This window comes from Pseudoxanthomonas sp. 68-E7, from assembly GCF_057773145.1.
On the sequence record NZ_JBYMTI010000003.1, the window covers coordinates 96,652 to 111,058 of the forward strand.

13 protein-coding genes are annotated in these 14,407 nt (G+C 68.3%); 2 read left to right on the forward strand and 11 right to left on the reverse strand.

Going from position 1 to position 14,407, the window contains the following annotated elements:
- Positions 1–83: 83 nt before the first annotated feature.
- Positions 84–608 (reverse strand): GNAT family N-acetyltransferase, encoded by a 525-nt coding sequence (locus AC3DE2_RS08555; RefSeq protein WP_488425840.1) that lies wholly within the window; start codon positions 606–608, stop codon positions 84–86.
- Positions 609–804: 196 nt separating this feature from the next.
- On the opposite strand from AC3DE2_RS08555, the gene AC3DE2_RS08560 reads away from it, so the two are divergent.
- Positions 805–1,992, forward strand: coding sequence for a lactonase family protein (locus AC3DE2_RS08560; RefSeq protein WP_488425841.1), 1,188 nt, complete (start codon positions 805–807; stop codon positions 1,990–1,992).
- Positions 1,993–2,002: 10 nt separating this feature from the next.
- On the opposite strand, the gene AC3DE2_RS08565 is transcribed toward AC3DE2_RS08560, so the two are convergent.
- The 6 genes from AC3DE2_RS08565 to oleC all read right to left on the reverse strand — a co-directional run bounded on the left by AC3DE2_RS08565 (position 2,003) and on the right by oleC (position 8,108).
- Positions 2,003–2,752 carry an N-acetylmuramoyl-L-alanine amidase gene (locus AC3DE2_RS08565; RefSeq protein ID WP_488425842.1) on the reverse strand — a complete coding sequence of 250 codons (750 nt, stop codon included), beginning with the start codon at positions 2,750–2,752 and terminating at the stop codon, positions 2,003–2,005.
- 121 nt (positions 2,753–2,873) lie between these two features.
- Positions 2,874–4,532 (reverse strand): ubiquinone biosynthesis regulatory protein kinase UbiB, encoded by a 1,659-nt coding sequence (gene ubiB / locus AC3DE2_RS08570; RefSeq protein WP_488425844.1) that lies wholly within the window; start codon positions 4,530–4,532, stop codon positions 2,874–2,876.
- Positions 4,529–5,170: a ubiquinone biosynthesis accessory factor UbiJ gene (locus AC3DE2_RS08575; RefSeq protein ID WP_295378851.1), complete on the reverse strand. Its 642-nt coding sequence runs from the start codon at positions 5,168–5,170 to the stop codon at positions 4,529–4,531. The genes ubiB and AC3DE2_RS08575 overlap by 4 nt, the downstream gene beginning before the upstream one ends.
- A gap of 61 nt (positions 5,171–5,231) precedes the next feature.
- Complete coding sequence (locus AC3DE2_RS08580; protein ID WP_141454537.1) at positions 5,232–5,390, reverse strand: DUF1328 domain-containing protein; 159 nt, start codon at positions 5,388–5,390, stop codon at positions 5,232–5,234.
- A gap of 61 nt (positions 5,391–5,451) precedes the next feature.
- A complete protein-coding gene (oleD, locus tag AC3DE2_RS08585; protein ID WP_295378848.1) occupies positions 5,452–6,465 on the reverse strand; it encodes a 2-alkyl-3-oxoalkanoate reductase in 1,014 nt (337 codons plus the stop codon).
- Complete coding sequence (gene oleC / locus AC3DE2_RS08590; protein WP_488425845.1) at positions 6,462–8,108, reverse strand: olefin beta-lactone synthetase; 1,647 nt, start codon at positions 8,106–8,108, stop codon at positions 6,462–6,464. The genes oleD and oleC overlap by 4 nt, the downstream gene beginning before the upstream one ends.
- A gap of 97 nt (positions 8,109–8,205) precedes the next feature.
- Here oleC and AC3DE2_RS08595 point away from each other — a divergent pair, with 97 nt between their 5' ends.
- Entirely contained in the window at positions 8,206–8,637 is a 432-nt protein-coding gene (locus AC3DE2_RS08595; protein WP_295378842.1) for a YkgJ family cysteine cluster protein, read from the forward strand.
- Positions 8,638–8,656: 19 nt separating this feature from the next.
- Here AC3DE2_RS08595 and AC3DE2_RS08600 read toward each other — a convergent pair whose 3' ends face one another.
- The 4 genes from AC3DE2_RS08600 to AC3DE2_RS08615 all read right to left on the reverse strand — a co-directional run bounded on the left by AC3DE2_RS08600 (position 8,657) and on the right by AC3DE2_RS08615 (position 14,319).
- Positions 8,657–9,550 carry an alpha/beta fold hydrolase gene (locus tag AC3DE2_RS08600; RefSeq protein ID WP_488425846.1) on the reverse strand — a complete coding sequence of 298 codons (894 nt, stop codon included), beginning with the start codon at positions 9,548–9,550 and terminating at the stop codon, positions 8,657–8,659.
- Positions 9,551–9,616: 66 nt separating this feature from the next.
- Positions 9,617–10,633, reverse strand: coding sequence for a 3-oxoacyl-ACP synthase III (locus AC3DE2_RS08605; protein ID WP_295378839.1), 1,017 nt, complete (start codon positions 10,631–10,633; stop codon positions 9,617–9,619).
- A 344-nt stretch (positions 10,634–10,977) separates the two neighbouring features.
- Positions 10,978–11,289 carry a DUF4156 domain-containing protein gene (locus AC3DE2_RS08610; protein ID WP_488425847.1) on the reverse strand — a complete coding sequence of 104 codons (312 nt, stop codon included), beginning with the start codon at positions 11,287–11,289 and terminating at the stop codon, positions 10,978–10,980.
- Between the two features lie 150 nt (positions 11,290–11,439).
- Positions 11,440–14,319: a M16 family metallopeptidase gene (locus AC3DE2_RS08615; RefSeq protein WP_488425848.1), complete on the reverse strand. Its 2,880-nt coding sequence runs from the start codon at positions 14,317–14,319 to the stop codon at positions 11,440–11,442.
- Positions 14,320–14,407 lie beyond the last annotated feature (88 nt).

Genomic DNA, 14,407 nt, shown 5'->3' on the forward strand with positions numbered 1-14,407 from the left:
TCCGACGATCAGGATCAGGAAAAAGGTGGCGAAGCGCCGGCCGAGGCGCCGCCGGGGGGAGGAGCGGCGGCGCCTGCGGCCCATCACGCGAGCGGAGTCGCCAGGCGAAGCGCGCCATTGCCGCCGGCGTCGACATGGGCGCCCTCGACATGCAGCGGCGACAGGTGCGCACCGCGTTGCCAATGCACGGCGATGCAGCCCATCTGTGCGGCGATGCCGCGGACCGACGCCAGCAGATGCGCCTCGACATCCCGGCCACGATGGGCGGGATCCACGTACAGCGATTCCAGCCGCAGGTAGTAACCGCGCTCCAGCAGCGAGTAGCCGATCGTCGCGGCGGCATAGCCCATCGCGGTGCCGCGTTCGCGCGCGATCCAGGCCCAGGCGCGCAGTGGCGGATCGAACAGCGCTTCCATCAGTTCGAGCATGCCGCCCTGCGCGTCGATGTCGCTCACCGCCTGCTGGGCGGCCTGGCCGTGCAGGTCGCACAGGGCCATCAGCACATCGACGTCCTGGCGGGATACCCGGGTGACGACCGGGCCTGGAGGTACCTGGAACAGCGGAGGGGATACGCGGGTGCGCGGCACGAGTGCGGGGAACAGGTTCATGGGTTTCCTCGGGCGGGGGCATGCATTGCGTCGCGGGGCATGCTGCGCCGGCCGCATTAAAAGGGCTTTAAGTCGCCATCCACCGTCACGCCTCCGGCCTGCCGACGTTCATGAAAGTCGCCGTCACGCCCGCTGAACACGGAGGCCGCGCGGATGCCCTTAGGATCCGCGACTCGTCCGCTTCGGGAACGTGTCCATGCTTCATCGCTTGTCGCGTCGCCGTACCGTGCCTGGCTGCATCGTGCGTTTCGGACTGCTCATGGCCTGCCTGCTCCCCTTGGGCACGCTGCATGCCCAGACCGTGGGCATCGCCCTGGACGGCAAGAGCAGGATGGTCGATGGCGAGGTGGAGATCCTGAAAACACCGGCGCCGGATCGGGTGGCGTTCTACGACACCGCCACCTCGCCGTGGCGGCCGCTCGGCGAAGTGGCCGTGCCCGTCAGCTTCCAGGGCCCGCCTTCCAGCGTCGCGATCAGCCGGGATCGCCGCGAGGCGCTGGTCACCGCCTTCACCCGTCCCGATCCCGGGCGTGCCGGAGCGTTCACCGCCAACCTCACCATGGCGGTGATCGATCTGTCGACGACGCCCATTCGCGTGGCCCAGACCTTGACCCTGGCGGCCGCGCCTTCTTCGGTCGCCCTGCATCCGGATGGACGCCATGCCTGGGTGCCGCATACCGGCGCCGACAGCGTCAGCGTGCTGGAAAAGCGCGCGGAGCGCTGGGAGGTGATCGATGTGGTCCGCTTCGAGGCGGGCAGCGCACCGATCGCCGCGGGTTTCAGCGCCGATGGCGCGCACGCGCTGCTGAGCCTGCCCGGCAGTGGCCGGATTGCCTGGCTGTCGGTGGCCGAGGGGCGCCCGGTGCTGCCCGCCGTGCATGAAATGAGCGCAGGCATCGGCCCGACCGCGTTGTCGTTCTGCGGCGGTACGGGACTGGCGGTGGTCGCGAACTACGGCAAGGTGACCGGCGATATCGACACCATCAGCCTGATCGATACGCGCGGCGCGCTGCCCCGGGTCATCGATACCGCCTCGGTCGGTGTTTCACCGGAAGGCGTGGCCTGCGCCCCGGACGGCCGCCACGCGGCGGCGGCGCTGCAGAACATGAGCACCGTGGCGCGCTCGCACCCGCTGCATTCGGCGCACAGCCGGCTGGCGGTGCTGGCCATCGAATCGGGGCGGCTGCGACCGGTGGCGGACGTCGAGTTCGGCGGCTGGGCGCAGGGCGTCGGCTTCCTCGACGACGCGCGCACGATATTCGCGCAGAGCATGAACGATCATCGCGTGCATCGGTTCCGCCTGGACGGCGAAACCCTGACGCCCCTGCCCGGGCTGCGCTTCGAGGACGCCTCGCCGGTCGCCTACGGCCTGTCGGGCCGCTAGGCCGGGCGTCCTAGTTGCCGGCTTGCTGGACCAGCGAGGCCAGGATGCGCAGGTCTTCCGCGTCCAGCACGTCGGTCTCGGTGCCACGGAAGCGGCGGTGGAACGCGCGCACCGTGGCGGCGCGGTCGGCCAGCGGGTAGCCGAGCAGGCGCAGCGCGTTCCAGGGATCGAAACCGGCGGGCGCCGGCGGCGCGTCGGTGGCCGGCCAGATGCCAAATCCCGCCTGCGCCAATCGCTGCCAGGGAAAGCGCGTGCCGGGATCCTGCTTGCGGGTGGGCGCGAAGTCGGCGTGCGCGACGATCTGGGTGCGCGGGATATACAGCCGCTCGCACAGATCTTCCAGCAGCACGATCAGACTGTCGATCTGCGCCGGGGGAAACTCGGATCGCCCATCGTTGTCGAGTTCGATGCCGATCGAAACGTTGTTGACGTCGGTGATCGTGCCCCAGCGCCCACCGCCCGCGTGCCAGGCGCGCAGTTCATCGGCAACCAATTGGTAGCGCTCGCCGTCGCGGCCAATCAGGTAATGCGCGCTCACCGGCCCGCCGGAGTTCTCCGTCCGCAGGGTCTCCAGGCTCTCGGCCACCGAATTCTGCTCGGTGGCATGGATGACGATCAGGATCGGCCTGCGCGCCTCGTGGTTGGGCGAGGGCGCCCATTGCGCGAGTGGATTGTGTTCCTGTTTCGGCAGGTGCGTGCAGGCGCCAAGCGCCAGGACCGTCAACGCCAGCAATGATTTCAGGAATACCGGTTTCCGCATCGGGTCATCACTCGCTGATTGCCAAGATCGTCATGGGGTCACTGTAGGAGCGACGTGAGTCGCGAAAGCGCGGCGGGTATCCGGTCGCGACTCATGTCGCTCCTACGGGAGCAGGTTCCGATCACCGCCGCGGCCAAGCCGCGAGCAGCGCCCACAAGCCGCCGATGCCGGCGATCCACGCCGAGGCGGGCACCGACAGGATGCGCGGTCCGCCGGCGTCCAGGCCGTACAGCACCGCCGCCACCAGCAACAGACCCACGCCGAGGATCGCCGCCACGATGCGGCGTTGCATGCCGCGCAGGGTGGTGGCCAGATCGGCCAGATCGCGCGAGCGCATCGCCAGTTCGTGCTTGCCTTCGACCTGCTGGGTCAGCCAGGCGTGCACCAGTCGCGGCATGTCCGGCGCGTGGGTCATGATTTCCGGCAGGCGCTTGCGGAATTCCTGCACCGCGCGCTGCGGGCTGTAGCGTTCCAGCAGGATCTTTTCCAGCACCGGTCGCGCCACCGCCCAGATATCCAGGTGCGGATCCATCTGCCGGCCGACACCCTCGATGTTGAGCAGGGTCTTCTGCAACAGGATCAACTGCGGCTGCAGGGTCAGTTCGTACTTCTGCGCGGTGCGGAACAGCTTGAGCAGCACCTCGGCCAACGAGATTTCCGACAGTGGCCGGGTGAAATAGGGTTCGCATACCGCGCGTGCCGCGGCTTCCAGTTCGTCGATGCGCACGGTCGCCGGCATCCAGCCCGCTTCGACATGGAGCTCGGCGATGCGCCGGTAGTCCTTGTTGAAGATGGCCATGAAATTCTCGGCCAGGTAGTACTGGTCTTCCGGCGAGAGTTGGCCGGTGATGCCGAAATCCAGGGCGATGAAGCGCGGGTTGGCCTTGCGGGCCGGATCGCTGTCGACCCAGATGTTGCCGGCATGCGCGTCGGCGTGGAAGAAGTTGTCGCGGAACACCTGGGTGTAGAACACCCGCACGCCCTTGGCGGCCAGTGCGCGCCGGTCCACGCCCGCCGCGTCCAGCGCGGCGATGTCGTCGGAGGGAATGCCATGCACGCGCTCCATGGTCAGCACGCGTTCGCTGGTGTGCGACCACAGGATTTCCGGCACGTACAGATCGTCCGAATCCTTCCAGAAGCGCCGCATCACGCTGGCGTTGGCGCCCTCGCGCTGGAGATCCAGTTCGGCGGCCAGGGTCGACTCGATCTCGGCGACGATTTCGCGCGGACGGATCTTGTCGGCGCTGGGATGGGCACGCTCGACCAGCGCCGCCACCGATTTCAGCAACGCGATGTCGGCGGCGATCTGCTTCTCGATGTCCGGCCGCAACACCTTGACCACCACGTCGCGCCCGCCCGACAAGGTCGCCGCATGCACCTGGGCGATGGAGGCCGACGCCAGCGGCGAGGTGTCGAACGCGGCGAAGGCCTCGCCGACCGGGCGCCCGAGCGCCTGCTCGACGATCACGCGCGCGGCGTCGCCGTCGAAGGGCTGGACGCGGTCCTGCAGCAGCGCCAGTTCCTCGGCCACGTCGGGCGGGACGAGATCGCGGCGGGTGGACAGGATCTGGCCGAACTTGACGAAGATCGGTCCCAGTTCCTGCAACGCCAGGCGCAAGCGCGCGCCGCGCGGCTGCGCGGCGATCTCGGCCGAGGCGCGCGGCACGAACGGGCGCGCCAGCTTCAGCCAGCGTTCGGCCGGCGTGTCGTCGAGCAGATCATCCAGTCGATAGCGCAGCAGGACCCGGCCGATCTTGCTGGCCCGCAACACCGGCCTCATGCGGCGCTCCCGCGCCTGGCGGCCAGCCGCTGCACGCGCGCGGCCAGGCGTTCGACATCGTCGCGCAATGCATCGACGTCATCATGGAAGGCGTTGAGCTCGGCGCGCGCGACCACGTCGCGCGATTCCTCGGTGAGGTATTCGGCGGTGTTCTCGGCGAATCCGCGTGCGACCACGCGGGCCTGGCGCAAACCCGCCCGCAGCGCGTTGGCGATCTGGACGCCCAGGACTTCACCGAAGGCCGCCGTGAACGGTTGCTGCCAGTCCGGATCGAAGCGCTCGGCCAGGGTCTGCAGGCGGCGCGCCAGATCCGCATCGCCGGAAATGCGCATGCGTCCGACCGGCGCGGCGTCGTCACGGCGCAGGAACGGCAATTGCGACAGCACGCTCCCCAGGGTGGCGCGCACGGACAGATCCGGCTCGTGCACCTCGTGTACCGGGCCGACCTGCAATTCGCCACCGCCGACCCGGATTTCCATCGCCACCGCGGGCGACTCCAGCGCCAGCGCCACGCGCCGTCCTTCCAGTGGCGCCAGCCCGGCACGGGTATCGGGATCCAGGGTCAGCGCGCGGTTGAGCGCGACTTCCAGCGCGCGGCCGGCGAAGGGCTTCAGCAGGTCGAAGGGAGAGGCGGACATGCCGCCATTCTACCCATACGCCTCGCCCCGCAGCGCCAGCCGCGCCCACGGCGTCTCCGCGCTATACGCTCCTGCCGCGGAACAGCGAAATGATGGCCAGGATCAGGAAGACGACGAACAGGATCCAGGCAATGTTGCTGGCAGCGCCGGCGATGCCGCTGAAGCCCAGTACCGCCGCGATCAGTGCGATGACGAAGAAGATGACGGCATAGCGCAGCATGGGATCTCCTGAAACATGGACGCGCTCCATTCGGCGCGTATCCATGCTGGAGGCCCCGGAGTCACGGAGAGGTGACGGCGGCGTTGTCGCGGAGTGACGACTTCAGCCGGGTGATGCCTTCGTTAAAGGACACCCTCGGCACGTAGCCGAAGTCCTCGCGCGCCGGGGTCATGTCGTACCAGTGGGTGGTGCTGAGCTGTTCGGCCAGGAAGCGGGTCATCGGCGGTTCGCCCTTCAGCGGCAGTACCGTCCACAAGGCTTCGCAGAGGGCGCCGATGCGATAGGCCGCCTTGAACGACAGGTGCCGGTCAACGGCGGGAGCGCCCGCCGCGGCCAACAGGGTGTTCAACAGTTCGCCCATGGGTTTGGGTTCGCCGTTGGAGATGAAGTAGGCCTTGCCGGCACAGCGCGCGCCGGGGGCCAGGTGCTCGAAGGCGTCGAAATGCGCCTGCGCGGCGTTGTCGATGTAGGTGGTGTCCACCCGGTTGTCGCCATCGCCGACGATGCGCAGGCGGCCGGTTTTGGCGCGTTCCACCAGCCGCGGCAGGATCTGCTGATCGCCCGGCCCCCAGATCAGGCGCGGGCGCAGGGCCACGGTCGCCAGTCCGGGGCCGTTCGCGGCCAGCACCGCTTTTTCGGCGATCAGCTTGGTGGTCGCGTACGGCGCCTTGAAACCCTCTCCGTAGGGCACGCTGTCGGCGGTGCCGCCTTCGACCGGGTGCGTGGCCCGGTGGGTCACGCTGGGCGTGGAGGTATAGATCAGCCGCGGGATGCCGTGCTGGCGGCAGGCGGCCAGCACGTTTTCGGTGCCGACCACGTTGGCCTGGTGGTAGAGCCTGTAGGCACCCCACGCGCCCGCCTTGGCGGCGTTGTGGAAGATCGCGTCGGCACCGGCGGCGGCATGCATCACCGCGTGCGCGTCGGCCAGATCGCCCTGCACCTGGCCGACGCCGAGCGCGGCCAGCGCCGGATAGTGGCCACGATTGAAGCTGACGACGTGATGGCCCCGCTCCACCAGTCCCCGGCAAAGGGCCTGCCCCAGGAATCCACCGCCACCGGTGACCAGGATCTTCATGCGTGCTGCTCCAGTTGCCGGGCCGCCCAGATCGCCAGCTTCTCGCGGCCGATCTTGGCGTTGTGGCGGATGTCCACCGGGAAGCCCGGGTGGCAGAGAAAGGTATCGATGCCGGCGACGTGCGGATGCCTCCGCGCGATCGCGCGCAGATCGTCGGCGACCGCGTCGCGGCGCATGGCCGCCACCTCGGGCAACAGTTCGAAGCACAGCACCGGCCGCTGGCGTCCGGATTCGCCCACGCCGACCAGCGCGGCGCGCCGCACATCCGGATGGGTGTTGAAGATCGGCTCGGCCTGTTCGGTGTAGAGCGGACCCTGCGCGGTCTCCACGCGCTGGGTCTTGCGACCGCAGAACCACAGTCGGCCCTGCGCGTCGAAGTAGCCGACATCGCCCATGCGATGGACGATGCGTTCGCCGCCATCGTCCCGACGCTCGCGAATCTTGGCGATGCGGGTGGCGGCCTCGCGATTGAAATAGCTGTCGGTGGCGGTCGGCCCGGCCACGGTGATTTCGCCCACTTCGCCGACCGACAGCGGTTCGGCCGCCGACCAGTCGGCGATGGCACCATCGTCGATGCGAATGATGCGCACGTCATTGGGCGGCACCGGCCGGCCCACGCAGGTCCCCGCGCCACGCTCGGTGGCTTCGCGCGTGGCTTCCAGTTCGCGCCCTTCGATCACCGCCACCGGCAGGCACTCGGTCGCGCCGTACGGCGTCCAGAACTGCGCGTCATCGGGCAGCAGCGCGCGGATCCGCGCCACCGTGTCCGGCGGCACCGGCGCGCCCGCCGAGGTCACCCGGCGCACGGTCGGCAACGGCTGGCCATGGTCGGCCAGCACCTTCATCAGCGCGGGGGATCCGAACAGTTGGGTGACCCCGAAACGCGCGATGGCCGCGTGCAGTTTTTCCGGATCGGCATTGGCCGGCCGGGTCGGATCCATGTCCGGGATGATCGAGGTCAGGCCCAACGCCGGATCGAACAGGGCGAACGGCGGGAAGGTCGGCAGGTCCACGCCGCCGGGCCGCATGGCGAACGCCTTGCGCAGCAGCTCGATCTGGCCGACGAAATGGCGATGCCGGTAGACCACGCCCTTGGGCACGCCGGTCGAGCCGCTGGTGAACAGGATGGCCGCCATGTCGTCCGGCCCGGTCACCGCCAGTTGCGGGCCGGTGCCCTGCCCCGATCGCTCGACCCGCGCCAGGGTGGTGCCGCCCCAGCCCCAGCGTGCGCCGACGGTGACGATGCGGCGCGCACCGCGCGCCCAGCCCAGCAACAGGCGCGCGACCTGGGCCAGCGGAATGCCGATGAAGGCTTCCGGCCGGGCCTCGTCCAGGCATTGCTTCAACGCGCGCCGGTCGATGCCCGGATCCACCAGCACCGGCACCGCGCCGGCCTTGAACAGGGCGAACATGAGCAGGAAGAACTCCGGCGTCGGCCGGACCATGACCACCGTGCGGGTACCGCGGCCGATGCCGTACCGGCCCAGGCCGGCGGCGATGGCATCGCTGCGGGCGTCCAGCTGGGCGTAGGTCAGCACGGGGCCATAACGGCCATCGGCACCGGGGCACCGCATCGCGATCCGATCGGGCTGCTCGCGGGCCAATCGCGGCAGGGTGGCGGCGATATTGCAGGGTTCGGTCATCCGCCCATTGTCGCCGCTGGACGGTACTTGCGTCAGCCAACGGAGGCCTCACAATTCCGCACCCCTTTTTTCGCCTCGCGCACGGCCCGAGCCTTCCATGCATCCCTGCCTGACCTGCGGCGCCTGCTGCGCCTACTTCCGCGTCAGTTTCCACTGGAGCGAAACCGATCCCGCCCTGGGCGGACCGGTACCGGCCGAGCTCACCGAGCCGTTCGATCCCCATCGCGTGGTCATGCGCGGCACCTGGGAACAGGAACCGCGCTGCGTGGCGCTGGATGCGGAGATTGGCGTGCGATCGCGCTGCAGCATCCATCCGCAACGCCCGACGGTCTGCCGTGACGTGCCGGCCTCCTGGGAGTTCGGTGAAGCGAGTCCGCAGTGCGACAAGGCGCGCATCGCCTGGGGCCTGCCGGCCCTGACCGCGGCCGACTGGCGCTGGCGCGATGGCGCGGCCAACGACGACGACAGCAATCCGGACGATCACGACAACGATCCCTCGACCCCGCTGCCGCCTGTCCGGGCGGCCTGAGCGCGCGGGCGGGCCCGGCTCAGCCGGCCAGCGGATGCCGTTCGAGGAAATCGCGGATCAGCGGGACCAGTTCGTCCGCCTTGTCTTCCAGCACGTAGTGGCCGGCGTCGTCCCAGGCATGCACTTCCGCCTGCGGCAGCGCCGCGCGGAAACCGGCCAGGAAGTGCTTGTCGAACACGAAGTCCTGCAGCCCCCAGCCCAGCAGCGCCGGACGGTCGGCGAATTCCGGCAGGCGCCGGCCCGCTTCGGCCAGCAGCGCCCAGGCCTTGTCGCCCGGTCCCAGCGGGATGTCCTGCATGAAGCGCACCGTGGAGATCCGGTTGGCCCAGCTGTCGTAGGGCGAGACGTAGGCGCGGCGCACGTCGGCCGGCATCTTCTTCTCCACCCCCAGGTAGGACGCGCCCCCGGAGAACGCATTGAACGCGCGGATGATGAAGGCGCCGAACTTCCAGTCGCGGCCCAGCGCGATCTGCCATGGCATCGGCTTGGCCTGCGGCAACGGGAAGGCGGCGGTGTTGGTGATTACCAGCCGCTTGACCTGATCCGCATGCGAAAGCGCCCAGCCGAAACCGATCATGCCGCCCCAGTCATGCACCGCCAGGGTCACCGGGCCGGTGATGCCCAGGTGTTCCAGCAGCGCCGCCACGTCGTCCACCCGTGATTGCAGGGTGTAGTCATAGCGATCGTCGGACGGCTTGTCCGACAGGCCCATGCCGATGTGGTCCGGCACGATGCAGCGGTAACGATCGCCCAGGCCGGTGACCAGCTTTCGCCAGTAATAGCTCCACGACGGATTGCCGTGCAGCATCACCACCACCTCGCCATCGCGCGGGCCTTCGTCCAGGTAGCTCATGGACAGGCCGGGACGGACCTCGAAACGCTGCGGGGTGAAGGGATAGCCGGGAAGGTTCATCGGTCGGTGCCGCGGTAAACAAAAGGGCCGGCGAACCGGCCCTCGGGAAAGGTCAGTGGGCCGGTGTCACCAGACCACTTCGGCCATCGAGCAGTTCAGTCCGGAACCGATGCCGAGCAGGGCAATGCGATCGCCCTTCTTCAGGCGGCCCAGTTCCTTCAGCTTGCTCAGCACGATCGGTACGCTGGCCGGACCGATGTTGCCGTGCTCGCCGAAGATGGTCAGGACCTTCTTCGGATCGATGCCGAATGCCTTGATGAAGGCGGCGGTATGCACCTGGCTGACCTGGTGGATGACGAACTGGTCCAGTTCGTCCACCGCCCAGCCCAGCGCCTGCTTGGCGGCGATGAAGGTCTTCTGGGCCAGCTTGATGCCCTCGATCAGCAGCATGCGGGTGTCGGTGACCATCCGGTCCAGGTTGCCGCGGCAGAGCTTGTTCCACTCGGTCGCCGAACGGGTCACGCCACCCTTGTAGCGCGGCGCTTCCGGCACCAGCTCGGCGCGCGCCATCACCATCGCCGCGGCGCCGCAGCCCAAGGTCAAGGTGGCCAGCTCGTTGCGGAACTGCTCCTCGGTGATGTCCGGCGCGGTCATCCGCTCGAGCGTCTTCTTGTAGGCCAGGTTGGCGGTCTCGCCATCGACGACCAGCGCGTAGTCGATTTCGCCGCGTTCGAGCATGCGGGCGGCGATGTCCATGCCGTTGATGAAGGCCAGGCAGGCATTGGCGACGTCGAAGTTCTGGCAGTGCTCGCTCAGGCCGAGGTTGCCGGAGACGATGCTGGCGGTGGACGGTTCCAGGTAGTCGCGGCTGACCGAGGTGTTGACCAGCAGGCCGATGCGTTCGGCCGACACGCCGGCGTCTTCCAGCGCCTTGCGCGCGGCCAGGGTGGCCACGTCGGACGCCTGCTGCTCGTCGTCCCATAGCCGGCGCGCGTGGATGCCGGCGATGTCGCCGAGCACGTCCGTGCGGATGCCCAGGCGCTCAAGCGTGGGCTTGAGCTGCTCGTTGATTTCCTTGGAAGTCAGCGTGTGAGGCGCATCGACGTGCGCCAGTCCCGCGATGGAGACATTCTTGAAGAGCATCGAAAGTAGCGCCAAGGCTCAGGCGGAAGGGGGCGACAAGGTTACCGGCTTCCGGACTTCACCGCATCTTTATGAAAGCCATGACAGGGAAGCCCAGGGGGCAATTTTAGTGATGGTCATCACATTTTCCGTACGCTGGCGTCTGGCGGGGAGCATGGCGCGACGGGCGGTACCGGCCATCCGGTCATTCGGATGGCCCTTGCGTCCTGGCGGAACGGCAGCGGCCGCACGGCATCCCGGCGTGCGTACAGGCGAATCATCCAGACCGTCGTCCGTGTTTTTAGACGGAGGTGCCCACGGTCCCGTGGACGGCGTCCGCGCACAGCAAATGCGCTGCGTCGGCCTCAGCGGCAACGGTAGGCCGCGAAACGCTGCTCGCCGTTGGCGGGGTCGCCCAGCGGCTGGATGGTATCGGCCTGGATGCCCGGCGCCTCGTTACGCGCCAGGGTTTCCAGTTCGTCGCGCACGCGCAGGTTGTTGCGCTCGTAGAACGCGACCTTGTCCTTGACCGATACCGACATCTCGCCCTGCTTTTCGCAGTTGGCCGGCGCAGCGCCGGCGGCAACGACGCGCACCGCTTTGGCGTTCGGCGCCAGCGGCACCCAGGTGCAGGCCGACAGGGCCACGACGGCGGTGAGGAGAATGAAGCTGCGCATGGATTCGCCTCTTTGCGGGGAACGGCGGGCATTCTGGCCCAACCGGGATGAATCACGGGTGGCTTCCGCCCCGGGCGGGACGGAAGCAGGCCCATAGCGGGAAAGACCGGGCCTCCCTTCCGCACCGGGAAGGGAGGCGTCGGGAGCGGCTTACTTCCTGGCGGCCGAGACCGGCTTGCCGTCGGCGTCGAGCGTGGTCACCTCGCCGATTTTCAGCTCGCGGATCGGCTGTTCGATCTTGGACAGATCACCCACCACCACGTAGGTCAGCGCGTTCGGTTCCAGCGTCTTGGCCGCGGCGGTCACGTCCTTGGAGGTGATCGCTTCGTTGCGCGCCTTGTAGGTCAGGATGTAATCATCCGGACGGCCATAGCGCAGGTTGCTGGTGATCTGGCCCATCACCGCGGATGCGGTTTCGTAGGCGCCCGGCAGTTCCAGCGTGTTGCTGGCGCGGATCTTGGTGACCTCGGCTTCGGACGCCGGTGCTTCGCCGCTGGCGAAGCGGGTGATTTCCGACTTCAGTTCCTTCACCGAATCCACGGTCTTGTCGCTCTGCACCGCCGCCTGCGCGAACCACGGGCGCTGGCCCAGGGTGTTCGAGGCGCCGCTGTAGGAACCGTAGGCCCAGTGCTTGTCCTCGCGCAGGTTCATGTTGAGGCGCGAGCTGAACTGGCCGCCGAGCACGCCGTTGGCGAAATCGAAATCGATCGTGCCCTTGTCGCCGGTCGGCGGAATCAGCTGGCCGACGTAGATGTTGGACTGGATCGCGCCGGGCTGGTCGATCAGGAATACGCGCGGAGCACCCGGCCTGGCGACCGTCGGCACCGCCGGCAGGGCGGGCGCGTTCGGCGCGGTCTTCCAGTCGCCCAGGCGGGCTTCCAGCAGCGGCACGATCTGGGCCAGGGAGGTGTCGCCGACCACGATGACGCGGGCCTTGTCCGGCTGCAGCCAGTCACGGTGGAACGCGGTCAGGTCGTCGCGGGTCAGCGAAGCGATCGAGGCCTCGGTGCCGCTGCCGGTGAACGGAATCGCGTAGGGATGGCCCTGCCCGTACAGCAGCGGCGGCATCACGCGCAGCGCGGCGGTCTGCGGACGCGCCTTCTCCTGCTTGATCCCGGCGATCCAGGTCGCGCGGACACGCTCGACTTCGCCATCGTCGAAGGTCGGGCGGCGCAGCACGTCGGCCAGCAGATCCAGCGACTCCGGCAGCTTGTCGCTCAGCGCCGACAGGCCCACCGAAGCACTGTCCAGGCCGGCGCCGGTGTTCAGTTCGGCGCCCAGCGCTTCCTTGCGTGCGGCGAACTGCAGCGCGCTGTAGTCACCCGCGCCTTCATCCAGCATCTGCATGGTGAAGCTGGCGGTGCCGAGCTTCTTGCCCACGTCGGCGGTGTAGCCACCGGGGAACTGCACCGACACCTGCACCACCGGTGTCTCGTGGCGTTCGGCCAGCACCACTTCCATGCCGTTGGACAGCCTGGCGCGATGCAGCGCCGGGAACTTCAGGTCCGGGAACGAGCCGGTCTTGGGCACGCCCAGGCTGCGATCGACGTCGGTCTTGACCGTCTTGAATTTCGGATCCACCGCCGGGATTTCCGCCGGCCGGGTCGCCGGGGCGGCCAGCACGGTTTCCGGCAACGACGACAGCGGCTTGTCGCTGGGCTGCACCACCAGCGTGTGCGAACCCTTGCCCAGCCACTTGCGCGCCACGGCCTGGATGCTGGCCGGGGTGGCGCCCATCAGTTCATTGAGTTCGTCGCGGTAGCAGTCCGGCTTGCCCTGGTAGACGGTGCACGAGGCCAGCACGTCCGACTTGCCGCCGAAACCGCCGATGCGCTCGATGCCGCGCACGAAACCGGCGCGGCTGTAGGTGCGCGCCTGCTCGACTTCCCCGGCGGTGGGGCCTTCGCTGATCAGGCGCTGGATTTCCTCGTCCAGCACCTTTTCCACCTTGGCCGGATCCACGCCGTCCTTGACGGTGGCGCTGACGATGAAGGTACCGGCGATTTCGCTCAGCCAGGGCATGGTGCTGACCTGGTCGGCAATCTTGTCGCCGTGGACCAGGCGGGCATCCAGGCGCGAGGACGCGCTGCCGCCGAGGATCTGCGAGAACAGTTCCAATTGGGTCGCATCCGGCGTGCCCATCTCGGCCACCGGCCAGGCGCGGTAGATGCGCACCTGCGGCACGCGATCCGGAACGGTCTCGCGGGTGTCCTGCGCGCGCGTGGGAATGTTGGCCGGCATGTCGGCGAGCGTCGCGCTGGCCGGGATGTCGCCGAAGTAGCGGGTGACCTTTTCCTTGGCGGTTTTCAGGTCGATGTCGCCGGCCAGCACCAGCACCGCGTTGTTCGGGCCGTACCAGCTGCGGAACCAGGTCTTCACGTCGTCCAGGGTGGCGGCATCCAGATCGGCCATGGAGCCGATGGTCTGCCAGCTGTAGGGATGGCCCGGCGGATACAGGGCCTCGAAGATCTTGGTGTAGATGCGACGGCCATAGGGCTGGTTCTCGCCCTGGCGCTTCTCGTTCTGGACCACGCCGCGCTGCTCGTCCAGCGCCTTCTGGTCGATCGCGCCGAGCAGGTGGCCCATGCGATCCGATTCCATCCACAGCGCCATGTCCAACGCGGTGGTGGGCACGTTCTGGAAGTAGTTGGTGCGGTCCTGGTTGGTGGTGCCGTTCTGATCGGTCGCGCCGACCAGTTCGAAGGGTTCGAAGAACTCGCCCTTGTGATTTTCGCTGCCCTGGAACATCAGGTGCTCGAACAGGTGGGCGAAACCGGTGCGGCCGGGCTGCTCGTTCTTGCTGCCGACGTGGTACCAGACGTTGACCGCCACGATCGGCGCCTTGCGATCGGTGTGCACGATCACCCGCAGGCCATTGGGCAGGGTGAACTCCTCGTAGGGGATGACGATATCGGTTCCGGCCGGCCTGGCCTGGGCCTGGGCGGGAGCCGGCGCGCAGGCCAGGCCTCCGAGGGCGGTGCCGAGGGCGACGGCAAGCAGCGCGGCGCGCGGCCGACGGGATGCGATCATCGTGTGACTCCTTGTATACAGGTACGGGATTCCCCAAGAACCGCCGATGCTAACCCGGCCGCCGGGGCCATACACTAGGCCTCATGGC